The organism is Mycobacterium sp. UM_WGJ (assembly GCF_000455125.1).
Taxonomy (GTDB): domain Bacteria; phylum Actinomycetota; class Actinomycetes; order Mycobacteriales; family Mycobacteriaceae; genus Mycobacterium.
In genome coordinates, this window is the sequence record NZ_AUWR01000007.1 from 24177 (window position 1) to 46730 (window position 22554).

Here is a 22554-nt window from a genome sequence, read left to right on the forward strand (position 1 = left end):
AGTCAGCCGCGCAAGGTCGCCCAGAAGTCGCACTGGTGCTCGGCGGCGAAGTCGGTGATCGTCCGGCTTCCGTCGGTCCGCAGCGACATCCACCGCCGGTCGGGGCCGGTTCCGATCGCGGGCCAGTCGGGTTGATCCACGGCGATCGGCGCACCGGTCACCACGAACCCGGTCCAGTACTCGATCATCTGGTCGGACAGCCGGCGCTGGGCGGGGTCCAGCGGCGGGGCACCGCCGATGTCGAAGAGATAGCGCATCTCCAGCGAGTGGGTCGCGCCGATCGGGAACGGCACCTGGTCGAACAACTCCGGAGCCGGTGCGTGCGGGTCATCGAATTCGTAGCCGTAGACGGGCGCGCCGCCGCTCAGGCCCCGGGCCATCCGGTCGGCCAGGCAGGCGAAGATGTCGTCCGTCGCAGCGGCCGCGTAGGCCAGCGAGACGCTGCCGTCGAACCGGCCCGGCGGATAGTGCTCGGCGACCGCAGCGGCCGAGTCGCGGCCGAAGGTATCGCGCAGCTCCTCGGGGTATTCCGCGGCGGTGATCTCCTGTCCGACGCGGAGATATCGCAGCGCGACGAACATGGTGAACTCATCACGGTTGACCCCCAGCAGCACCGGCGTGCCCGCCGGCCCGCCCTCGGCCGGCGACTCCCGGAACACCCGCACCGGATCCTTGGGCAGCAGCGCGCCGCCGACCACCGGCCCGCTGAGGCGATCCGTGCCGAACCGCGAGTACCACAACGGCTTGGCCAGCCGCTCGGGCGGCAACGCCCGCAGGCACGACGCCGTCTGCTCGTCCGGGTCCTGCGGTGCGGTGGCTCGCTCGCCGCATCCCAGCGATTCGGTGTACTCACGGCTGATCCGCTGCGCCTCGGATACCTCGACCTGGGCCTGGCACGGCCCGCTCTGAATGATGGCGGCCCGGAACAGGCCGGCGGAGTCGGGGGCGGCCAGGTGGTCACAGACCGACATACCGCCGGCAGACTCGCCGGCGATCGTCACTTTGTCTGGGTCACCGCCGAATTCGTCGATATTGTCGCGAACCCAACGCAGGGCCGCCTGCTGGTCGGCCAGGCCATAGTTGCCGGGGTCCCCCAGCGCCGGGTCGGCCAGGAAGCCCAGCGCCCCCAGCCGGTAGTTGATCGTGACGACGATGACGCGTCCGCGGACGGCAAGCCGTTGCGCGTGGTAGATGTCGCCGGCCCCCCGCATGAAACTGCCGCCGTGGATCCACACCATGACCGGGAGCGGTTCGGCGGCTGAGCCGGTGGGCGTCCAGACGTTGAGCGTCAGGCAGTCCTCGCTGATCGGGTCCACGTCGGCGGCGTCCGGTTGGATGCACCAGGGCCCGCGTCTGACCGCGTCACGCACGCCCGGCCACGCCGGCATCGGCGCCGGGCGTTGCCACCGCAACGGCCCCACCGGCGGCGCGGCGTACGGGATCCCTTGAAACAGCCGGTGATCCGGACCCACGGCGCCCCTCAGCAGGCCAGAGCCGGTCCGCACCACGTCGGCGTTGAGCGCGACCGCCCGGGGCCCCACGCTCGGGTGCGACGCCGCCCCGTCCGAGCGCGCGCACCCGCCGGCCAGCACCGCGGCCAGCGCCAAGACGACGGCGCCGACCCGGCGACCCCACCGACACGATCCGATCGACATGGTCGAAGAGCCTAATCGGGGTGGATCAGCCCAAAGCACCGCCACGACGGCCGGAGATCCGCAACACTGGCTTCAAACCTGACACGTGTCAAAAATATTGTCGAGGAGCAGGGTATGAGCACACCGATCATCGACCAGGCCGCCCAGGTGTTCGTCGACCCCAGCGCCTATGCCGATGAGCCCCGTCTGCACGCAGCCCTGACCCATCTGCGCGCACACGCACCGGTGTCGCTGGTCGACCATCGGCCCTACCGCCCGTTCTGGGCCATCACCCGCCACGCCGACATCATGGAGATCGAACGCGACAACCAGCTGTGGATCAACGCGCCGCGTCCCCTGCTGGCGCCAGCCGACGCCGACGACCTACAGCAATCCCTGCTGGAGTCCGGGATGGGTCTGCGAACGCTGATCCACATGGACGATCCGCAACACCACAAGATGCGCGCAATCGTCTCAGACTGGTTCCGCCCCAAGGCCATGCGAATGCTCAAGACCCGCATTGACGAGCTCGCCGCACAGTACGTCGAGAAGATGGTGCAACTCGGCCCGGAGTGCGACTTCGTCCAGGAGGTCGCGGTCAATTACCCGCTGTTCGTCATCATGTCGCTGCTGGGGCTGCCGGAGACGGACTTCGGTCGCATGCTGCGGCTGACCCAGGAATTGTTCGGCGGCGACGACGAGGAGTACCGCCGCGGCCTGACTCCCGAGGAACAGCTGCCGGTGCTGCTCGACTTCTTCTCCTACTTCGGAGCGCTGACCGCGGCGCGGCGCGCACAACCCACCGAGGACCTGGCCTCCACGATCGCCAACGCGACCATCGACGGCGCACCGCTGTCGGATGTGGACAGCGCCTCTTACTACGTCATCATCGCCACTGCCGGCCACGACACCACCAGCGCGGCGATCAGCGGTGGCCTGCGGGCACTGGTCGAACACCCCGATCAGCGCGAGCGGCTGCGAGCGGACCTGCGTCTGATGCCGACCGCGGTCGAGGAGATCATCCGCTGGGTGACGCCGGTCAAGGAGTTCATGCGCACCGCCACCGCCGATACCGAGGTGCGCGGTGTGCCCATCGCCGAGGGCGAATCGGTTTATCTGTCCTACGTTTCGGCCAACCGCGACGAGGACGTGTTCGACGACCCGTTCGCCTTCGACGTCGGGCGCGACCCGAACAAGCATCTGGCGTTCGGCCATGGTGTGCACTTCTGTGTGGGATCGGCTTTGGCGCGTATGGAGATCAGTAGCTTCTTCAACGCTCTGTTGCCGCGGCTGGAGGCCATCGAACTGGCCGGTGAGCCGCAGTTGGTGTCGACGACGTTCGTCGGCGGCCTCAAGCACCTGCCGATCCGCTACCGGCTGCGGTCCTGACCGCACAGCAGTGTCACGGCACGGTGCGCGAGCATCGCGATCGTCGCGTGCGGCCCGCGACTGGTGATCCGGGGCAGCGCCGAGCCGTCGATCACCCACAGCCCGTCGATGCCACGCACCCGGCATTGCGCGTCGAGCACCGCGGTCTGGTCGCCGTCGGCTCCGATCGGCGCACTACCGCACAGGTGCTGTGATGTCGACCAGCGTGGTTCGGCACCAACATCGCGCAACGGCAGCATCTGCTTGACCAGGTCCACTCCGCGGCGCAACGCCAGCAGATCCTCGGGCTCGGTGTCATAGCGGTGTTCGATGCGAGGCGCTACCTGCGGGTCCGCCGAGATCAGGCTTATCCGGCCGCGAGCACGTGGAGTCATCAGCGCAACCCCGATCTGCGGCTGATCGGGCGTGACGGCCTCACCGACCATGGTGGCGAAACCTGCTGTGTAGGGCCGGATCTCCAAGTTCTCATAATGCAGCACGGTCTCCAACACGGGGCGACCCGGCGTGCCCGGCCATTCCGCCGCCACCAGCCATTCCGGGTGATCCGCACAGTGCGCGCCGACGGGAAGCGCTGCCCGCACCGCGACACCCGCGTCGCGCAGCATCGTCTCCTCACCGACACCGGACAGCATCAACAGGTGCGCTGAACCAATCGCCCCGGCGCACAGCACGATTCGATCCGCCGTCAGTGTGAGGGGACCCTGATCGCCGATCGCTTCGACTGCGATGGCTCGGCCGGCTTCGATGGCGATGCGGACCGCCCGAGTCTGGGTGAGCACCGTAAGGTTGTCCCGCGACAGCGCCGGCCGCAGGTATGCGATACCCGGCCCAGCGCGTACGCCGTCGGCAGTGATGTTGAGCGGCACGGCGCCCGCGCCGTATTTCGTGGTCAGCGTCGCGTCGTTGAGATCGTCGATCCAATCGAACCCTGCTCGCTGCACGGCATCATTGAATCGCTTTGTGTTATTGCACATTTCACGGGTGCGACGAACCGGTATCGGGCCGGCGTCGCCGTGCTGGGGGCCCTGGAAGTCGAGGTCGGTCTCGACGGCCCGAAAGGACTCCAGCAACTGCTCCCACGCCCAGCCCGCCGGGTAGCCGGCGAAGTCTGCCGGCAGCCCCCGGCAGAAATACCCCCCGTTGACCGCGCCGGAGCCTCCCACAGCCGCCCCCCGCACGATCGTCAGCGCATTGCCGGCCCCGCTGATCAGCTCGGCGCGGTAGCGATGCACCAGCCGGCTGGCAGGGCCGATCGGCAACGTCAGCGCGTCGGCGGTCTGGGCGGCTAGGACCGGATCCTGGAGCCCTGGGCCCGATTCCAGCACCGTGACGGTGTACGAAGGATCCGACGAGAGCATGGCCGCGACAATCGATCCCGCGCTTCCAGCCCCCACCACCAGCGCATCGCTGTGTACCACCGGAACGGTCAAGGCGGCCTAGCTGCGAATCTGCGGCTTGAGCGCGGCAAGGTTGCGTTCGCGCACCACCCCGGTCCACAGGCCGGCGCCGTAGGCCAGATCGTCGACTCGTTTGAGCAGCAGATAGGCCGGCAGCCCCAGGGGCCGGGACTCGTCTTCACTGCGGGCGTGCCGCAGCCAGTCCACCACCCCGTCGGCGACGGCCGCCAGCAGGAGCGCCTTGCGGCACCGCTGTGACACACACGCTGCCAGTATGGCGACCGGCCAGTAGTGCCGGCACAGTGCCGAGGCGAGCTGCAGCCCGGCGCTCGCCAGTCCGCGCAGCGTCACCATCAGGACATCCGCCGGCGCGGTGTCTGGGCCTCGCATAGACCGGGCCACCCTGTGTCCGGTCAGCGCGGCGATCGCCAGCGAGACCAGATAGCCCAGCGCCGAGCCGAGCGCCATCAACGCCCAACCCGCCAGCGCCCAACCGGAGATCACCACGGGTGCGGCTTTGTCGGGATGACGGGCCGACAGCGGTGCCGCCGAGCCTCCGTAAAAAGCTTTGCGCGCCACCCAGTCCCGCAGATCCACCCGATGATCGTGGGCAACCTGCGCGATCGGCTCGTAGCGCAGCCTGCTGCCCGCGTCCACCAACCGCCAGCACAGGTCGACGTCTTCACCGGAGTGCAGTGCCTCGTCGAAGCCACCCAGCTCGCGTAGCGTGCTGGAGCGGCAGATGATGGCCGCGCTGGGGACGTAGGCGACCTTGCCGTATGGCACCACCGGCGCTTCGCAACCGCCCAGGTCCAGCGACGAACGGATCGCCTCGTACCGCGCGACCAGGTGACCGCTGTCGGCCATGCCGACGATGCGGGGGGCGACCAGAGCCACGGCCGGGTCGCAGAAGTGCCCCAACAGGGCCTCCAGCCAGCCCCGGCGCGGCACCACGTCGGAATCCAGGAACGCCACGAAATCCGTCGTGCAGGCCCTCAACCCGGTGTTACGTGCGGCCGCCGGGCCCCGGTTCTCCTCGTGGCGCAGCACCTGCACCTCGCAGCAGTGGGCTGCGGTCAGATCTTCCTGGCGGATCGGGATCTGCGATCCGTCGTCCACCACCACGACGCGCAGTCCGCGCAACGCCGTTACCAGCCGTTGCAGCCCGATGATGTTGTCTCGCACCGGAATAACCACAGTCACGTCTCGATATGATGGCCCGCCGGCGGGCCGTGGGTGGGCGACGGTGGCGTCGAGCAGGGTTCTGGCCAGTTGTGCGCTGACGGCGTCGCGTACTTCCAACCGGCCATCGGACAGCATCCCCTGGGCGGCCGGCGCCAGCCGGAGCAGCCGGGTCGGCGAACCGCCCAGCAGGGTGGATCCCCGCCCCAGGACCCGCACCTTCCGATCGACCTGCACGGCGAAGCCGTCCGGCAGCCGAGCCGCGCTCATCGCAGCATCCCATCCGGGCCGGGGGCCCAGGCACCGATGGCCGCCAGCCCGGCGTCGACCATCTCGCGGAAGATTCGCTGTCCCTCACCGGCGGTAGCGGTGGTGGGGTCCCCCAGCACCCCGACGGCGCTCACCGCGGCGACGCCGCCGTCGCGCATTGCGGGCAGCAACTCCGCCAATGGCGCGCGATTGCCCGGCAACGCCCGGTCGAACCCCACGCTGTCCGGCGAAAGATGCAGCAGCAGAGACGTTTCGGTGTGACCTGCGTGAGCATCGGCGCCCGGGGCGGCGCACGGAAGCCAGGCCACGTCGCGGCCTTCGAACCGCAGCAGGCGTACCGCTTCGACCAGGGCCGGCACATTGCCGCCGTGGCCGTTGACGAAGACCACCCGCTGCGCCCAGCAGCAGGCGGAGCGGCCGTACTCCAGCAATAGCTGGATCAGCGCCTCGGTGCCGATCGAGATGGTGCCGGCAAAGCTCTGATGCTCGCCGCTGGCCCCGTAGGCAATGGCCGGCGCGACCGCCGTGCCGGGCCCCGCCCCGGCACCCGCCGACCGCTCGGCCAGCTGCTGGGCGAGCGCCCGCGCGACCCGGGTATCGGTGTCCAGCGGTAGGTGCGGGCCGTGCTGCTCGGTCGACCCCACCGGGACCAGAAGCATCATCCCCCGCCCCGGCAGCTGACCTTGTAGCTGGTTCTGCAGCTCGCTCCACGTCGATCTACCGAGCTCGCCGCCAACCGCCATCGGACGATGGTAAGCGAATTCACCTGTCGTACACCAGTTGTTGGCGACTACGACAGGCGTTAATTTTTCGCGGCAGAGGCCCGAAATGGTCTCAGCTGATCACGTCCGTCCCGTACGCCACGGGCGTATCAGGACTGGCGCCGATTTAGCAGGTGGATACGCAGCTCCGACGAGAGGCGGACCCCGGCCGGCCGCCTAGACCCCGGCGGCGGGCACGCCGAGCGCCCGGGTGAATCCGGCCGGAATCAGGATGTCGTCCGCAGTCAGATCGTGCACCGAGGCCCGGCCGAGGCCCATCAGGGCCGAGTCGATGCCGCCCCGGAGGATGTCCAAGACGTTCTCCACCCCGGGCTGTCCGGCGGCGCCCAGCCCCCACAGGTAGGCGCGTCCGATCATCACCGCACGCGCTCCCAGCGCCACCGCCTTGACGACATCGCTGCCCCGCCGGATGCCACCGTCCAGCAACACTTCGATCTGGTCGCCCACAGCCTCGGCGATGGCCGGAAGCGCCCGAATCGTCGCCGGGGTGCCGTCCAGGTTGTTGCCGCCGTGGTTGGAGACTGAGATGGCCGAAACACCCGCGTCCACAGCACGTTTCGCATCGTCCACCCTCATCACGCCCTTGAGCATGAAGGGCCCGCCCCACAGCTCACGCAGCCAGGCGATGTCTTCCCAGGTGGGCGGCGGGGTGCCCATCCACTCCCCGTAGGCCTGGAAGAACGGCGGCCCGGCCTCGCCGGGGCCCGCTTGGTTGGGCACCCGCAGGCTCGGCGGACGCATGGTCTTGGCCCAGCGCAGGAACCATCCGGGCCTGGTGAGAGCCTCCGGCATCATCTTGACCATGGTCTTGAGGTCCATCTTCTCCGGGATCGTGGGACTGCCCCAGTCCCGCCCGTGCGAGAAGCTCCAGTCGGTGGTGGCGATCATCCCGACGGCCCCGGCCGCCCGGGCACGCTCTGCCCGCTCGGCGATCGCGTCGCGTCCGCCCAGCCAGTAGATCTGAAAGAAGGTCTTGGGGTTGGCCGCGATGACCTCTTCCATCGGCTTGCTGGCAAACGATGAGAGACCCATCGCGGTGCCGCGCGCCGCGGCCGCCCGCGCGACGGCCACCTCGCCCTCCGGGTCGACCGCCTGCACGCCGGTCGGCGAGATCATCACCGGCATCGAGATCTCTTGCCCCATCACGGTTGTCGACAGTTCGCGGCTGGCCGGTACACCCACCACGTGCGGGGCGAATCCCAGTTCGCTGAACGCCGCCACGTTGTCGCTGACCGTCAGACCCTTTTCGCTGGCCGAGATCAGCGAGGAGTAAGCGGACTTCGGGAGCCGCTTTTTGGCTCGTTCCTGGGCAATAGCGACAGTTTCGAACCAGACATTACGAGCCATGATCAGATTGGACTTTCATTGCAGAGGCGGGCCGGCGGACGCATCGACAGCGTCAACGGCACCACAGTGGTGATCGGCTTGCCGCGGGAGTGGTCCGTGGCTGGGCGGGGCTTGGTGCGATCGGCGGCCAGCGCTGGTGCACCGTAACCCTGGACGCATTCCGGATCGGGTCCATCCAGTGGCAGGCCGGTGAAGAACTTTGCCGCCATGCAGCCGCCCCGGCAGCTGTCGTAGTGGTCGCAGCTTCCGCAGGCGCCGGCGGACTGCGGCTCCCGCAGTTCACGAAACAGCGGGGCGTTCTTCCAGACGTTGCCGAAGCCCGTCCCAAATCCTGAGTCGGACAGCACGTTTCCGGCCAGAAAACGGTCGTGGATGGCGAATGGGCAGGCGTAGACATCACCGATGGGGTCGATGAGGCACACCACGCGCCCCGCACCACACATGTTCAGCCCGGCCAGCGCGCCGGGCGCGCCGAGGCCGGACAGGTGGAAGAAGGAGTCGCCGGTGAGCACCCGCTCCCCGTTGGCCACCAGCCAGTCGTAGAGCTGAACCTGCTGGTCGGCGGTCGGGTGCAGGTCATCCCACACGTCGGCGCCTCGTCCCGATGGCCGCAACCGGGTGATGCGCAGCGTGGCGCCGAAGCGGCTGGCCAGGGCGGCGAAGTCATCAAGCTGGTCGATGTTGTGGCGGGTTGCGACGACTGAGATCTTGGCGTCGGAGAATCCGGCCGCGGCGAGGTTCTCCAGGGCCCGGATCGCCATGTCGAACGAGCCGGGGCCGCGGATCGGGTCGTTGACCGCTGCGGTGGCGCCGTCCAGGGAGATCTGGACGTCGACGTAGTCGCTGGCTGCCAGCTTGGCCGCCACCTCGGGGGTGATTCGCAGACCGTTGGTGGAGAACTTCACCCCGACGTGGTGCTCGGTGGCGTAGTCCACCAGTTCCCAAAAGTCCGAGCGCACTGTGGGTTCCCCGCCACCGATGTTGACGTAGAACACCTGCATGCGTTCGAGTTCGTCGATGATGTCCTTGCATTGCTGCGTGGACAGCTCGCGGGGGTCGCGCTTACCCGACGAGGACAGGCAGTGCACGCACGCCAGGTTGCAGGCGTAGGTCAGCTCCCACGTCAGGCAGATCGGAGCGTCAAGCCCGTGCTCGAACTGTTCGATAAGCCGGGGCACCGGTGCCACGGAAGTCATTGGCCCTCCCTGGGCATCAGCATCTTCGAATCCGCCAGCACGCGCAGCGCATGCAGGTACGGACCCTGATCGACATCGTCGACTCCGGCTGCGCGGCAGGCGGATCGGACATCGTCGTGGTCCGGAAGAGACCGCACCACCTCGACAATGGTGCGGTTCTTCAGGAACGACAACTTACGGGTGCCGAAGTGGTACAGCAGCGCACCAAACGGCTCCGGGCGGAGCGCCACCTGCGGGTGCAGCTCCCAGCCGCGGTCGGGGTCGAACGCTGTTGCCTCCGAGGCCACGGCGACCTCCGGCATGGTCAGTAGACGCCGCACATGCCGTCGATGGACACCTCTTCGACCAGGCTTTCGGTCACGAGCTCGGCATTGGTGTCGTTCTGCTGGTTCTGGTCCATGACGCGGGCCTTTCTCACGTTCGGGTTCGACAAAGGACTGTCGTGTCGGTCACAATCTCGGACAGAATATGGCATCGAGTGCCGTAAAGGAAGTGGGGCTGTCAGATGGGCGGTACGCCGGGTCCGCAGCCACGCGCCGGGCGGCGTCGCTCCACCACCCCGCAGCACATCACCGACGTGGCGATCGACCTGTTCGCCGCCCGCGGATTCGGCGAGGTCAGCGTTGATGACATAGCGCAGGCCGCCGGCATCGGCCGTCGCACGGTGTTCCGGTACTACGCCAGCAAGAACGCCATCCCGTGGGGAGACTTCGACGCGCACCTGCACCAATTGCGGGAACTGCTGGACGCTATCGAGCCCGCGGCGCCACTCGGTGACGCGCTGCGTGCGGCGCTGTTGGCGTTCAACACATTCGGCGCGAGTGAGACAGCGCGGCACCGCCGACGGATGCGGGTGATCCTGCAGACCGATGAGCTGCAGGCCTACTCGATGACGATGTACGCCGGCTGGCGCAACGTCATCGCGGAGTTCGTGGCACGCCGGGCGGGTCTGGACGCCGATGAGCTGCGTCCGCAGACGGTGGCGTGGATGATGCTGGGGGTGGCGCTCAGCGCATACGAACGCTGGCTGGGCGATGAGTCGCTGGTGTTGCCACAGGTCCTCGGCGAGGCGTTCGACGCCATCCGCGGTGGCCTGGACTGAGTATCAGCAGTTACCCCGCGATATCGCGATAGGCGGCCACTACCGGCTCCAGTTCGTCTGGGGTGGCACCGTGCATGATCAGCGCGTCGGCACCGTAGCCGAACTCCTCGCGGATGCGCTCGGCGCAGCGCCGGGCGGAGCCGGTGGCCGCCGGTTCCAGCCACTCGTCGGGGATCAACGTCGCGATGTGCTCGATCTGCGCGGCGGTGGCCTTGTGGTCGATACCGCCCGGGATCGATGTCACCACCGGGTCTTCGCGGAAGCGCTGCAGCACGGCCGGGTCCCAGTTGTTGGTGCGCACCAGCAGGTCGCCGTAGCCCTGTAGATAGGTGGCCAGGCGCGCCACCGTTTTTTTGAGCCGCAGATCTTCGGGCAGGTGATCGCCCACGGTGGCGAAGCACGACCACACCCGCACGCTGGCAGGGTCGCGGCCGGCTCGTTCCGCGGCGTCCTTCACCGTTTTCACGCTGCGCTGCAAGGTCTCCGGAGTGAAGTAGGTATGCAGGATGACGTCGTCGAACAACGTGCCGCCCAACTCGAGCGTCTTCGGCCCGAACGCCACCAGCGCCAGCCGGATGTCTTCATGGAAGTCCGGGTCCAAGAACAGCACCTGATAGCGGCCGATCGGCCCGTCGTGACCCAAGATCACCTCGCCTGTCCAGAGTCGGCGCATCACCTGCGCGAAGTCGGCCATCTGCGCGGTGGTGACGTTCGGGATCCCGAACGCGGCGTACATGGCAGCCACACCGCGGCCGATGCCCAGGGTGAACCGTCCCCCGGACAATCGGTGCATGGTGGTCGCCCATGACGCGGTGATCAATGGATGGCGGGTGTTGTGATTGGTTGCCGCGGTGGCGATCTGCATCCGGTCGGTGACCGCACACGCGGCCCCGACCAGCGACGACGCCTCTTTGACGTTCCAGCGCTCGGAGATGAACGCGGTCCCGAACCCGAGGCCCTCCCCACGGCGGGCTTCATCCATCAGTGCGGCCGGGCCTTCCCCGCCGGCGCCGGCCAGCAAGTAGTAGCCCAGTTCGTCGAGGACCCGGTCAGTCATGCCCAAACCCCTTGCTTGTAGCCGTCATTCCACACCTCGGTGATCCTGCCGTCGATCACGCGGAACACTTCCATACTGGAACCAGGACTTCGCGAACCACCGGCGTGTCCCGGCCGGGAAAGACGTCGAGCGCATCGGCCTCGGCAGTGGTGACCGAGCGTCACCCGGCCGGCATGGTCTCGGTCCACGTCCACTCCTGCTGGATCTCCTCGGAGAAGCTGTAGGAGTACTCGACGCTTTCGATATCGCAGCGTGCGCCGGGATACCGGTTGACCAGCCATGTCCCGCCGACGTTTTCGGCGGCCTCCAGCACGCGGGCGCGGACCCCGCACTGGCGCAGGTAATGCAGGGCATACAGGCCCGAGAAGCCGGCGCCGATGATCAGCGCGTCGAGAACCTCGGGCTCATCGGCGTCAGCCATCGTTCGGCCGCCTTTCGTCGACGCTCCGCAGGGTTGCCTATCGATGGGTTTACGGTACGGTATTCAGTTGGATGCCGTGGGAGGAAATGCCATGAAGGTTCCGTTCACCTGGAAGGTCACCGGCTGGTTCATGATCGGCTGGTCACCGGAGTTCGCCGCCGGAACCACCCGTGCTCTGCATTACTTCGGCGAGGACCTGGTCGCCTACCGCGACGCCGACGGCGAAGTGCATGTGATGGAGGCGCACTGCAAGCACATGGGCGCCCACCTGGGCCACGGCGGCACGGTGGTCGAAGACCGGGTCGAGTGCCCGTTCCACGGCTGGCAGTGGGGCCCCGACGGCTGCAACAAGTTCATCCCCTATCAGCCGGACCGGCCGAACAAGGCGTTGCGCCTGCGGGTCTACCCGGTCCGCGAACAGCACGGCTGCGTGTTCGCATGGCACCACCCCGACGGCGCCGAACCCCACTGGGAGATGCCCGACATCTTCGGCAAGTTTCCGCAGTTCCCCGCCGGTCCGCAGGACTACTACCGGGCCTACCCGGAGTTCTCCCGACGCCTGGAGGGCGAACCGGTCCACCCGCAGATCGTCGCCGAGAATGCCGCTGACAGCGCACATTTCCGGTACGTGCACCACGCGACGGTGACGCCGAGGATGCTCGATTGGAAGATGGCCGACCAGGAATGGCAGTTCGTCGCAGGCTGGCCCGACGAGCGCGCCGACGACCCGGAGCAGATGGCGTTGCGGTTCCACAGCCATCTGTTCGGGCTCGGCGGGGCGATCAGCATCTTCGAGGGCGTGCAGCAGCATCGGCTGATCTTCACCTGCACCCCGGTCGACGAGGGCCGCTCGGACCTGTTCTATTCGATTTGGTGGCCGCGGATTCCCGGTGATGACTCCGAGGCACCGCCGGATGACGTGCGCACGCGGGTCGAGAAGCAGTTCCTGACCACCGTCGAAGACGACCTGGGAATCTGGCGCTACCAGCGCTACATCCAGAATCCGGCACTGTCCAAAGTCGACGCGAAACCGTTTATGACGCTGCGGAAATGGGCGACACAGTTTTACGATGTGCCGCCCACCGAGGCCGTCTTGACATGACCGCCGCGCTGGCGGACCTGGTAGCGCCTGCGCACACCGCACTGATCACCCAGGAGCTGCAGGGCGCGGTGGTGGGGCCTGACGCTGGCCTGGCGGCCCTCGCCGACGAGGCGCGCCGTGAGGCATTGCCCAACATCAGCCGGCTGCTGCCGGCGGCGCGGTCGGTCGGCGTTGCGGTGGTGCACTGCCTGGTGCACCGTCGCCCGGACGGCTTGGGTTCCAACCACAACGCGCGGTTGTTTTCCGCCGGCCGCCGCGCGGTGCGCATCGATCCGGGCAGCGCCGGTGCCACCCTGCTGCCCGAGTTCGGGCCGGAGCCGGCTGACCTGGTACTCAGCCGCTACCACGGCCTCGGGCCGATGGGCGGAACCGATCTGGATGCAATCCTGCGCAACCTGGGAATATCCACCGTTGTCGCGGTGGGGGTCTCGCTGAACGTCGCCATCCCCAACCTGGTGATGGACGCGGTCAACGCCGCCTACCGCGTGGTGGTGCCCCGCGACGCGGTGGCCGGTGTCCCGGCCGAGTACGGTGCTGCCATCATCGACAACACGCTGTCGCTGCTGGCGACGATCACCACCACACAGGAGCTGATGGACACGTGGCAACCCTGACCCAGTTCACCGTGCCGGAGGTCACCGACGCCGTGGCCGCGGCGATTCCCGACCGCGACATGATCATCCAGGGCGACCGGCGCTACACCTACGCGCAGATCCTCGAGCGGTCCAACCGGCTGGCGTCCTACCTGCACTCTCGCGGGCTGGGGTGCCACACGCCGCGGTCGGACCTGTCTGCGCACGAGACCGGCCAGGATCTGTTGGGGATCTACGCCTACAACGGCAACGAGTTCGTCGAAACCCTGCTGGGCAGCTTCCGGGCCCGGGTGGCGCCGTTCAACGTCAACTACCGCTACGTGCGCAAGGAATTGGCCTACCTGCTGGCTGATTCCGGCGCCACCGCGCTGGTATATCACGCCGCGTTCGCCCCCACCCTGGCCGAGGTGCTCCCCGAGCTTCCCCAGCTAAAGGTGCTCATCCAGATCGCCGACGACTCCGGCAACGCCCTGCTCGACGGGGCGGTCGACTACGAAACGGTGCTGGCGGACAGCTCCCCGGAGCCGCCACCGGTGCAACCCTCACCCGACGACCTGTATGTGCTCTACACCGGTGGCACCACCGGGATGCCCAAGGGCGTGCTCTGGCGTCAGCACGACATCTTCATGGGCTCGTTCGGCGGCCGCAACCTGATGACCGCCGAAGAGGTCAGCTCCATCGATGACATCGTGGGGCCGGCCGGGGCGAACCCGGGGATCAAGCTGATGATCCTGCCGCCGCTGATCCACGGCGCCGCGCAGTGGGCCGTGATGACCGCGATCAACACTGGCCAAACCCTGGTCTTCCCTTCGGTTGTGGACCATTTCGACGCCGATGACGTGGTACGCGCCATAGAGCGGGAAAAAGTGATGTCGGTGACCGTGGTCGGCGACGCGATGGCCCGGCCGCTGCTGGATGCGATCCGCAAGGGCAGCGCCGACGTGTCGTCGCTGCTGGTGGTGGCCAACGGCGGCGCCCTGCTGACGCCATATGTCAAACAGCAGATCGTCGAGACCCTGCCCGGCGCCATGGTGATCGACGGGGTCGGCTCGTCGGAGACCGGCGCCCAGATGCGTCACATGTCGACCTCGGGTGCCGTCTCCACCGGAACCTTCGCCGGCGGACCGGACACCTGCGTGGTGGCCGAGGACCTTGGGGCCGTGCTGCAACCCGGGCACGACGGGCTGGGCTGGCTCGGCCAGCGCGGCTACGTCCCGCTGGGCTACAAGGGCGATGCAACCAAGACCGCCGCGACGTTCCCGGTGATCGACGGGGCGCGCTTCGCCGTTCCCGGCGACCGGGCCCGGCACCTGGACGACGGTTCGATCGAGCTACTCGGCCGGGATTCGGTGACGATCAACTCCGGTGGGGAGAAGATCTTCGCCGAGGAAGTCGAGACGGCGCTCGCCTCACATCCGGGTGTCGTCGACGTGGTGGTCGCCGGACGGCCCAGCGAACGCTGGGGCCAGGAGGTGGTGGCCGTGGTGGCCCTTGCCGAGAATGCCGCCGTCACGGCCGCCGAACTCATCGAGCACGCCGGCGGGTCACTCGCCCGCTACAAGCTGCCCAAAGCAGTCGTGTTCCGGTCGACGATCGTGCGCAGCCCGGCCGGCAAGGCCGACTACCGGTGGGCGCGCGAACAGGCCGAGCAGGGCTAGCGTCGTCAGCCGCGTTTGATCCGCCGGCGAGTCCGGTTGCGCGCCGAGCGCAGCATCGCGTCGGCGTAGAAGCGCATCGCGGGCCGAAACGGCGGCGCCGCACTGCCGGTCATGCTGAACGGCAGGTCGGAGCCGACCACCGTCCGGTGGTGACTGAACGCGTCGAAGCCCGCCTTGCCGTGATAGGCGCCCATTCCGCTGCGCCCCACCCCGCCGAAAGGGGCACCGGCGGGAATCATCTGCGCGGCAAAGTCATTGCGCGCAACCCCACCGCTTCGGGTGCGGCGCACGAAATCCCGGAAGTTCTTGCCGGCGGGTCCGAACCAGTAGGCCACCAGCGGCGCAGGGCGGGCGTTGATCTGATCGATCGCCTCGTCGAGGCTGCGGTAGGGCTGCACCGCCAGCACCGGTCCGAAGATCTCCTCCTCGGCGATGCGCATGTTCGCATCGATGTTGCGCACGATGGTCGGGGCGATCTTGCGGGTGCCGCGGTCGGGCAACACCTCCCCGTCGGGTGCGACGGCCTCCACCAGCGCACCGCGCTCCCGTGCGTCGTCGATCAGGCCCAGCACCCGATCGAAGTTGGCTTCGTTGACGCTGGAGCAGTAGTCGCCGTTGGCGATAATGGTCGGGAACATCTGCTGCAGCGTGGAGCGGGCGGTGTCGATGAACGCCTCCACGTCGCGCTCGGGAACCAGCACGTAGTCGGGGCACACACAGACCTGGCCGCCGTTGACCATCCGGGCCGTGGCGATCCGTTTCGCCGAGCGCGCGATGTCGGCATCGGGTGCGACCACCACGGGGTTCTTCCCGCCCAGCTCCAAGGTCACCGGCACCAGGTTGTCGGCCGCGGCGCGCTGCACCAACGCGCCCACCGAGGGCGATCCGGTGAAGAACATGTGGTCGAACGGCAGTCCCGCGAACTCGGCCGCCACCGCGGCCCCGCCGGTGACGACGGACAGTTCGTCGTCAGCGAAGTAGGACGGTGCGAGCTGCTTCATCAATTCGCCTGTGTGCTCGGTGATCTCGGACATCTTGATCATCACCCGATTTCCCGCCGCGAACGCTGCCGCCGCCGGCACAACCACCAGCTGAAGCGGGAAGTTCCACGGGCCGATGATCCCGACCACGCCCAGCGGGCTGGGCTGAACCTCAGCCCGCAACCCGGCCAGTCGCGCTGCCCGCATCACCTTCGACGACCGCATCCATTGCCGGACATGGGATCTGGTGTGCTCGATCACCGGGATCATGCCGACCAACTCAGTGGCCAACGACGCGGCCCGCGACCGGGTGCCGAAATCCTGCGCCATCGCATCCACCAGAACGTCGGTGTTGTCCAGCACCAGAGCCACCAGCCTGTCGATCCGGTTACGCCGCACGGCCGCATCGGGCGGCCCGTCGGCGACGAAGGACCGGCGCTGGGTCTCCAGCAGGTTGCGCAGTTCGGTCACGACAGGTCCAGTGGCCCGTTCTCGGCCACGGTCCGCAACTGACCCAGTTCGACGCCCCGGTCCGCGGCGGCCTCGATGCAGGCCGCCACATCCTTGCGCATAAAGGGCGCAACGACTTTGGCGAAGCTGTCCACTCCCCCGGCCGACTGCACATAACCCGCAGCCCGGCTGCCGCCACTGCACTGCGACAGCGCCTCGAAAAGACTGGTGTCGCGAACCCCGAGGCTCTTGCCCAGCTCGACCGCGGCGGCGACCAGTTGCGCATTGGCGGCGAACAGCACGTTGTTGATCAGCTTGAGATTGAGCGCGGTGCCCAGCGGACCGGTGGTGATCACCGGATCGGCGTAGGCGGCCAGCACCTCGCGGGCGCGGGCCACCGCGTCGTCGGGGCCGCCGAGCAGCACGGTCAGGTTACCCGCGGCGATGTCGTGGGCGCCGCCGCTGACCGGCGCATCGACCAGCACCGGCCCATCGGGAAACGCTGCGATCAAGTCGGTCAACGTGCTCACCGTCCCGGTGGTGTGGGAAACCACGACTGTGCTGGAGTCGGCATGGGCCATCAGCCCGTCGGGTCCGCCGGCAACCTCACGCAGTTGCGCGTCGGAGAACAGGCAGCTGATCACGATGCCGGCATCGCGGGCGGTCGCGGCCACCGAGTCGACCGGTACGGCGCCGACGTCTGCGAGCCGCTCGCGCACCTCGGGCCGGCGCGCGTACACCTGCACGCGATAGCCGGCGGCGACCAGGCGCGCGACCATCGGTTCGCCCATCTGGCCGGCTCCCACGAATCCGACGACTTGGCCGGTTGCGCTCATTCTCGGCTCCTCAAGGCGGCTTTCGGCTATCCGGTAAGGGCAACCGTAACATTGTCCGCAAGCGCCGAATTAGTTACAGTCGTGCTTACTGTCGACTTTTCGGGTACACCAGAAGGCTGGCCAGGATGACCAACCCGCAGCGCAAGGTCGTGGTCGTGGGCGCGGGGTCGGGAATCGGCGCCGCCACCGCCGCGCACTTCTACGAGCGCGGAGATTTCGTTCTGGCCGTCGACGTGGGCACCCAGGACACGCCGGCGTCGCAATACGCCCGCTGCGACCTCCGGGATCCGGCGGCCATCGCTGAGTTCGCCGCCGGGATCGGCGACGGCTGGGACCTGCTGGCCCACGTCGCCGGACTACCGGGCACCGCCTCGACTGCCGATGTGCTGACAGTCAACTATCTGGGCATGCGCCTGATGACCGAGGGCCTGCTGCCGCGACTTCGTCGCGGTGGGGCGGTGGTCGCGGTGGCGTCGACGGCGGCACTCGGGTGGGAGCAGCGCATCGCGGTGCTCAACGGCCTGCTCGAAGCGACCGACGCGCAGGCAGTCCTGCGCTGGCAGGCCGGCCAGGACCCGGCCTACCCGGTCTACAGCACCTCCAAGCAGGCGATGATCCTGTACGCCAAGCGGCGCGCCGCGACGGCACACGCCGAGTACGGCGTACGGATCAACACGGTGAGTCCGGGCCCCGTCGAAACGCCGATCCTGCCCGACTTCGAGCAGTCGATGGGCAAACAGCTGCTCGACACCGTCCGCGCCACTGTCGGCCGGCACGCCGGCGTCGACGACATCGTGCCGGTGATCGACTTCCTGGGCTCCCCCGCCGCCAGATGGATCGCCGGCCAGGACGTTCTCGTCGACGGCGGGTTCATCACCGCGATCACCGCCGGCACACCCATCCCCGCGTAGGCCCCCCGAGAGGAAACCATGACACTGGATTCATCACCCGCCACACCGACATCGCCGCACCCCTACCATCGCCACGACATCTCCGAAACCGAGTTCTGGGGCAAGGACTTCCGGACCCGGGACGAGACGTTCGCGACGCTGCGCAGCGAACCGGGCCTGACCTGGCACCGGCCGATGGAGTCCGTGTTCCCCCATCAGGAGACCGGATTCTGGGCGGCGACCCGGCACGCCGACGTCAAATTCATCAGCCAGCACGAAGAGCTGTTCTGTTCCAGCGAAGGCGTCAGCGTCGACCCGATGCCGGCCGAGATCCAGCGCAACATGACGTTCTTCCTGGCGATGGACCCACCCGATCACACCCGATACCGCAAGCTCATCAGCTCGGGATTCACGCCGCGGCAGGTCCGGCGCATCGAGGATCAGATCAAGGCCAACTCCCGCAGCATCGTCGACGACCTCCTGACCCAGTTGCGCAGCGGCGACCAGATCGACTTCGTCGCAAGCTGTTCCGGCATACTGCCGATGCGCACCGTCTCCGACATGATCGGCATCGACCCTGCCGACCAGCAGAAGGTCGCCTACGCGGCCGAGTGCCTGTTCAGCAGTAGTGACGACGAGTACACCTCACTGGAGGAGCGGGCCGTACACGTCATGACGCAGTTGGGCGTGCTTGCCGGCTCCGGCGTCGAGCTGGCACAGCGCCGCCGCGCCGAACCGCACGATGACCTGATGACCGCGTTGGTCAATGCCGAGGTCGACGGCCACCGTCTCACCGACTCCGAGCTCGGCTCATTCATGGTGCTGCTGGGCTCTGCGGGCAACGACACCACCAAGCAGGCCACCACGCACGCATTCAAGGCCCTCGTCGAACATCCCGAGCAGCGCGACTGGCTGCTGGCCGACTACGACAATCGGATCGGCGGGGCGGTCGAGGAGTTCGTGCGCTGGGCGACGCCGGTACTCGTCTTCGCCCGCCACGCGGTGGTGGACACCGAGGTCGCCGGGACCGAGATCAAGGCCGGCGAGAAGGTGGCGATGTACTACTGCTCGGCCAACCGCGACGAGTCGGCGTTCGACCGGCCGCACGAGTTCGACGTCACCCGTGCCACCAACCCACACCTGGGCTTCGGCGGCGGTGGCGCGCACTACTGCCTGGGAACCCACGTCGCCCGGATGGAGCTGCGCCACTTGTTCTACGAACTGCTCACCCGGTTGCCCGAGGTCACCCTGGGCGAGCCGGAATACCTGCAGAGCACCTTCGTGCACGGCATCAAGCGGCTGCCGATCAGCCTGGCCTGACCCTGGTGCCATACTTGCTCAATCATCTACTGTAATCCTTACAGTATGTAGCTACACCCGACGGGAGATCAGCCGTGGACAGCCAGGTCGACGACATCGCTGCCGCACTCGACAAGCCGGCCGACTACCTGAAGAACCCCTATCCGTACTTCCGGAGCAAGCGAGAGGGACTCGGAGTCTTCCCCGGAACGGTGATGGACTACTCCAAGACCCCGGCATCGCTTCGGCCCAAGACCCCATTCGCCGCGGTCTCCTTCGAGGCGGTGAATCAGGTCTTCCGCGAGGCGGATTCCTTCAACTCGCACATCTACGACGTCACGATCGGGCTGTTCATCGGACCGACGATCCTGGCAATGGAGGGCGAACCGCACCGCAAGCATCGCAATCTGGTCTCGGCGGCGTTCAAGCGGAAATCCCTGGTGCACTGGGAACCAGAGGTGGTCCGCCCGGTCTGCAGCGCTCTGATCGACGAGTTCATCGCCGACGGCACCGCCGATCTGGTGTCCGGCTTCACCTTCGAATTCCCCACCCGGGTCATCTCCAAGCTGCTGGGCCTGCCCGAAGAGGACCTGCCCTGGTTCCGCCAGCGCGCGATCGAGCTGATCAGCTACGCCGCCGACTACCAGCGGGCATTCGCCGCTTCGGCGGAGTTGAAGGACTATTTCCTGGCCCAGATGGAAAAACGCAAGTCCCACCCGACCTCCGACATCATCGGCGAGTTGGTCACCGCGGAGGTCGATGGCGAAAAGCTCAGTGACGAAGCGATCTTCTCGTTTCTTCGCCTGTTGCTGCCGGCCGGCCTGGAGACCACGTATCGGGCCACCAGCAACCTGCTGTACCTGCTGCTCACCCATCCCGAACAGTTCGCCGCGGTGCGCGCCGACCACGATCTGATCGGCGCCGCCATCGAGGAAGGGCTGCGCTACGAGACGCCGCTGACCACGGTGCAGCGCACCGCCATCCGCGACACCGCGGTGGCCGGCGTCGAAGTTCCCGCCGGCGCCGTCGTCGACGTCTGCATCGGGTCGGCGAACCGCGACGAGGCCCGGTGGGAACGGCCGGAGGAATTCGACATCTTCCGCAAATGGATTCCGCACATCACGTTCGCCGCCGGCGAGCACACCTGCATGGGCCTACATCTGGCCCGCATGGAGATGCGGGTCGCGATGGAATGTCTGCTCGACCGCCTCGGCGAGATCACCCTGCTCACCGATGACAACCCGCACATCTACGGGCAGCCGTTTCGCTCCCCGCGTTCGCTGCCGGTGACCTTCACCGCCCGATAAGTCTGCCGGCTCACGCCCGCGCGGCGGCTGCGGGTCAGGTGCCGCGCGGTTTGCGGTAGCCGATCGTCTTGGTCTCCAAGTACTGCGCGAATCCCTCGATTCCGCACTGCCGGCCCCAGCCGCTGCTCTTGTAGCCGCCGAACGGCGCGTCGGCGCCGTAGTACATGCCGCCGTTGACGCCGATTGCGCCGGTGCGGATCCGGCGCGCCACGTCCAGTGCCCGTCCGTTCGATGCCGAGACCACCGCACCGGCCAGCCCGTAGGCGCTGTCGTTGGCGATGTGCACCGCCTCGTCGTCGTCACTGAACGGCAGCATCACCAGCACCGGCCCGAACACCTCCTGCTGCGCGATGGCGGCGCTGTTGTCGACCCCGACGATCACCGTCGGCTGCACGTAGTGTCCGCCCGCCAGCTCGTCCGGCAGGCCGGTGACTTCGCCGCCGCCGGTGGTGATCTCGGCACCGTCGCGGCGAGCCTGCGCGTAGGCGTCGAGCACGCGCTGCTTCTGTGCGGCGCTGATCAGCGGGCCGACCAGGGTCTGCGGCAGCGCCGGGTCGCCCACGGTGACGGCCGCGAAGGCCGCGGTGACCGAGGCGACTAACTCGTCGAAGAGGCTGGCATGCACCAGCATCCGGGTGGTGGCCGCGCAGGCCTGCCCGGCGTGCACGCACACTCCGACTGCTCCGGGGATCACCTTGGCCGGGTCGGCGTCGTCGAGCACGATCAGCGCCGACTTTCCCCCCAACTCCAGGAAGGTCCGCTTCATGGTGTCGGCGCTGTTGCGGGCCAGCAGCTTGCCGACCGCGGTGGATCCGGTGAAGGAGACCATGTCGACCCGCGGGTCGGTGCCGAGCAGTCCGGCGACCTCGTTGGACGGCGTGGGCACCACGTTGAGGACCCCGGCCGGGATGTCGGTGCGCTCAGCGACCAGGCGGCCCAGCCGGGTGGCGTTCCACGGGGTGTTCGGGTCGGGCTTGAGCACCACGGTGTTGCCGGCCGCCAGGGCAGGCCCCAGCTTGTTGAGGATCACCTCGACCGGAAAGTTGGACGGCGTGATCGCCGCAACCACACCGACCGGCTCCTTGACGACGGTGCGGACGTTGCGGTCGCCGAACAGTCCGCCACCGTCGAGTCGCCGCTCCCACTCGAATTCGTCGATCAACCGTCCCGGGTAGCGCAGCCCGTCGACGAGGGGCCAATCCAGCTGTGCCAGTTGGGTCGTCATCACCGGGCAGCCGACCTCGGCGATCAGCTCGGTGCGCAGTTCTTCCTTCTCCGCCTCCAGCGCCGACTGCAGTTGCGTCAGACAGCGCTTGCGCAGCTCGCGATTGGTCGACCAATCGGTGTCATCGAACGCCCGCCGGGCCGCACCGATCGCCTGGTGCATGTCACTGCGATCGGCCGCCGCGGTGGTCCCCAACAACTGCCCGGTGGCCGGGCTGTGATTGCCGAACTCCGCACCCGAGGCCGCCGCCACCAATTTGCCGTCGATCAGCAGGCGCGACTCGGCCGCCGCAGCAGCCCGTTCGCCTATCTCCACGCTGCTGGCCCGCTGTCCGACGGCGCTCACCCCATCCCTTTCGGAACCCCAACCGTAAATATTACAGTAGAATACTTCAATTGGTTCTCCAGAGGTTCGCACGGCGGCAGGAGCGCGCTGAG

At 67.8% G+C, this 22554-nt stretch carries 20 protein-coding genes and 2 pseudogenes; 8 read left to right on the top strand and 14 right to left on the bottom strand.

All coding sequences use genetic code 11. The annotated features are described in order from the left end of the window. Positions 1 to 2: 2 nt before the first annotated feature. The gene (locus tag N416_RS0101760; protein WP_024440418.1) at positions 3 to 1655 is read right to left on the bottom strand and encodes a carboxylesterase/lipase family protein; all 1653 of its coding nucleotides are present in this window, start codon (positions 1653 to 1655) and stop codon (positions 3 to 5) included. Between the two features lie 114 nt (positions 1656 to 1769). On the opposite strand from N416_RS0101760, the gene N416_RS0101765 reads away from it, so the two are divergent. Beyond that, a complete protein-coding gene (locus tag N416_RS0101765; protein WP_024440419.1) occupies positions 1770 to 3023 on the top strand; it encodes a cytochrome P450 in 1254 nt (417 codons plus the stop codon). Here N416_RS0101765 and mftG read toward each other — a convergent pair. The 7 genes from mftG to mftA form a co-directional block, all read right to left on the bottom strand. After that, on the bottom strand, positions 3005 to 4453 hold the full coding sequence (gene mftG / locus N416_RS0101770; protein WP_024440420.1) for a mycofactocin system GMC family oxidoreductase MftG: 1449 nt from the start codon (positions 4451 to 4453) through the stop codon (positions 3005 to 3007). The genes N416_RS0101765 and mftG overlap by 19 nt on opposite strands. A gap of 6 nt (positions 4454 to 4459) precedes the next feature. After that, entirely contained in the window at positions 4460 to 5872 is a 1413-nt protein-coding gene (mftF, locus tag N416_RS0101775; RefSeq protein WP_024440421.1) for a mycofactocin biosynthesis glycosyltransferase MftF, read from the bottom strand. Then, positions 5869 to 6615, bottom strand: coding sequence for a mycofactocin biosynthesis peptidyl-dipeptidase MftE (mftE, locus tag N416_RS0101780; protein ID WP_036457006.1), 747 nt, complete (start codon positions 6613 to 6615; stop codon positions 5869 to 5871). The genes mftF and mftE overlap by 4 nt, the downstream gene beginning before the upstream one ends. Positions 6616 to 6810: 195 nt before the next feature. Then, positions 6811 to 8001 (bottom strand): pre-mycofactocin synthase MftD, encoded by a 1191-nt coding sequence (gene mftD / locus N416_RS0101785; RefSeq protein ID WP_024440423.1) that lies wholly within the window; start codon positions 7999 to 8001, stop codon positions 6811 to 6813. Positions 8002 to 8003: 2 nt separating this feature from the next. Then, entirely contained in the window at positions 8004 to 9197 is a 1194-nt protein-coding gene (gene mftC / locus N416_RS0101790; RefSeq protein ID WP_024440424.1) for a mycofactocin radical SAM maturase, read from the bottom strand. After that, complete coding sequence (gene mftB, locus N416_RS0101795; protein ID WP_024440425.1) at positions 9194 to 9499, bottom strand: mycofactocin biosynthesis chaperone MftB; 306 nt, start codon at positions 9497 to 9499, stop codon at positions 9194 to 9196. Before mftB ends, mftC begins: the two co-directional genes overlap by 4 nt. Before the next feature lie 2 nt (positions 9500 to 9501). Continuing rightward, entirely contained in the window at positions 9502 to 9597 is a 96-nt protein-coding gene (gene mftA, locus N416_RS22360) for a mycofactocin precursor MftA (protein WP_081654424.1), read from the bottom strand. Positions 9598 to 9702: 105 nt separating this feature from the next. Here mftA and mftR point away from each other — a divergent pair, with 105 nt between their 5' ends. Next, the gene (gene mftR, locus N416_RS0101805; protein ID WP_024440426.1) at positions 9703 to 10299 is read left to right on the top strand and encodes a mycofactocin system transcriptional regulator; all 597 of its coding nucleotides are present in this window, start codon (positions 9703 to 9705) and stop codon (positions 10297 to 10299) included. 10 nt (positions 10300 to 10309) lie between these two features. On the opposite strand, the gene N416_RS0101810 is transcribed toward mftR, so the two are convergent. The 3 genes and pseudogenes from N416_RS0101810 to N416_RS0101815 all read right to left on the bottom strand — a co-directional run. Continuing rightward, positions 10310 to 11356 (bottom strand): TIGR03857 family LLM class F420-dependent oxidoreductase, encoded by a 1047-nt coding sequence (locus tag N416_RS0101810; RefSeq protein ID WP_024440427.1) that lies wholly within the window; start codon positions 11354 to 11356, stop codon positions 10310 to 10312. Continuing rightward, a pseudogene (locus tag N416_RS23685) lies at positions 11353 to 11436 on the bottom strand (nuclear transport factor 2 family protein); the annotation flags it as partial. The pseudogene N416_RS23685 and the gene N416_RS0101810, both read right to left, overlap by 4 nt. Positions 11437 to 11522: 86 nt before the next feature. Then, positions 11523 to 11777: pseudogene (locus tag N416_RS0101815) on the bottom strand (NAD(P)-binding protein); the annotation flags it as partial. Between the two features lie 91 nt (positions 11778 to 11868). Here N416_RS0101815 and N416_RS0101820 point away from each other — a divergent pair. Genes N416_RS0101820 through N416_RS0101830 form a run of 3 tightly spaced genes read left to right on the top strand, consistent with a single transcriptional unit; the run spans position 11869 to position 15130 of the window. Beyond that, a complete protein-coding gene (locus N416_RS0101820; RefSeq protein ID WP_024440429.1) occupies positions 11869 to 12879 on the top strand; it encodes an aromatic ring-hydroxylating dioxygenase subunit alpha in 1011 nt (336 codons plus the stop codon). Next, a complete protein-coding gene (locus tag N416_RS0101825; RefSeq protein WP_024440430.1) occupies positions 12876 to 13493 on the top strand; it encodes a cysteine hydrolase in 618 nt (205 codons plus the stop codon). The genes N416_RS0101820 and N416_RS0101825 overlap by 4 nt, the downstream gene beginning before the upstream one ends. Continuing rightward, positions 13481 to 15130, top strand: coding sequence for an acyl-CoA synthetase (locus N416_RS0101830; protein WP_024440431.1), 1650 nt, complete (start codon positions 13481 to 13483; stop codon positions 15128 to 15130). The genes N416_RS0101825 and N416_RS0101830 overlap by 13 nt, the downstream gene beginning before the upstream one ends. A gap of 5 nt (positions 15131 to 15135) precedes the next feature. On the opposite strand, the gene N416_RS0101835 is transcribed toward N416_RS0101830, so the two are convergent. Further along, on the bottom strand, positions 15136 to 16563 hold the full coding sequence (locus N416_RS0101835) for an aldehyde dehydrogenase family protein (protein ID WP_024440432.1): 1428 nt from the start codon (positions 16561 to 16563) through the stop codon (positions 15136 to 15138). A gap of 14 nt (positions 16564 to 16577) precedes the next feature. Then, entirely contained in the window at positions 16578 to 17396 is an 819-nt protein-coding gene (locus N416_RS0101840) for an NAD(P)-dependent oxidoreductase (RefSeq protein WP_024440433.1), read from the bottom strand. Between the two features lie 125 nt (positions 17397 to 17521). Here N416_RS0101840 and N416_RS0101845 point away from each other — a divergent pair, with 125 nt between their 5' ends. The 3 genes from N416_RS0101845 (at position 17522) to N416_RS0101855 (ending at position 20892) form a co-directional block, all read left to right on the top strand. After that, on the top strand, positions 17522 to 18307 hold the full coding sequence (locus N416_RS0101845; RefSeq protein WP_024440434.1) for an SDR family oxidoreductase: 786 nt from the start codon (positions 17522 to 17524) through the stop codon (positions 18305 to 18307). Between the two features lie 18 nt (positions 18308 to 18325). Further along, positions 18326 to 19606, top strand: a complete 1281-nt coding sequence (locus N416_RS0101850) for a cytochrome P450 (protein ID WP_024440435.1) — start codon at positions 18326 to 18328, stop codon at positions 19604 to 19606. Between the two features lie 74 nt (positions 19607 to 19680). Further along, positions 19681 to 20892: a cytochrome P450 gene (locus N416_RS0101855; protein WP_024440436.1), complete on the top strand. Its 1212-nt coding sequence runs from the start codon at positions 19681 to 19683 to the stop codon at positions 20890 to 20892. Between the two features lie 34 nt (positions 20893 to 20926). On the opposite strand, the gene N416_RS0101860 is transcribed toward N416_RS0101855, so the two are convergent. Then, positions 20927 to 22462, bottom strand: a complete 1536-nt coding sequence (locus N416_RS0101860; RefSeq protein WP_024440437.1) for an aldehyde dehydrogenase family protein — start codon at positions 22460 to 22462, stop codon at positions 20927 to 20929. Positions 22463 to 22554: the final 92 nt, after the last annotated feature.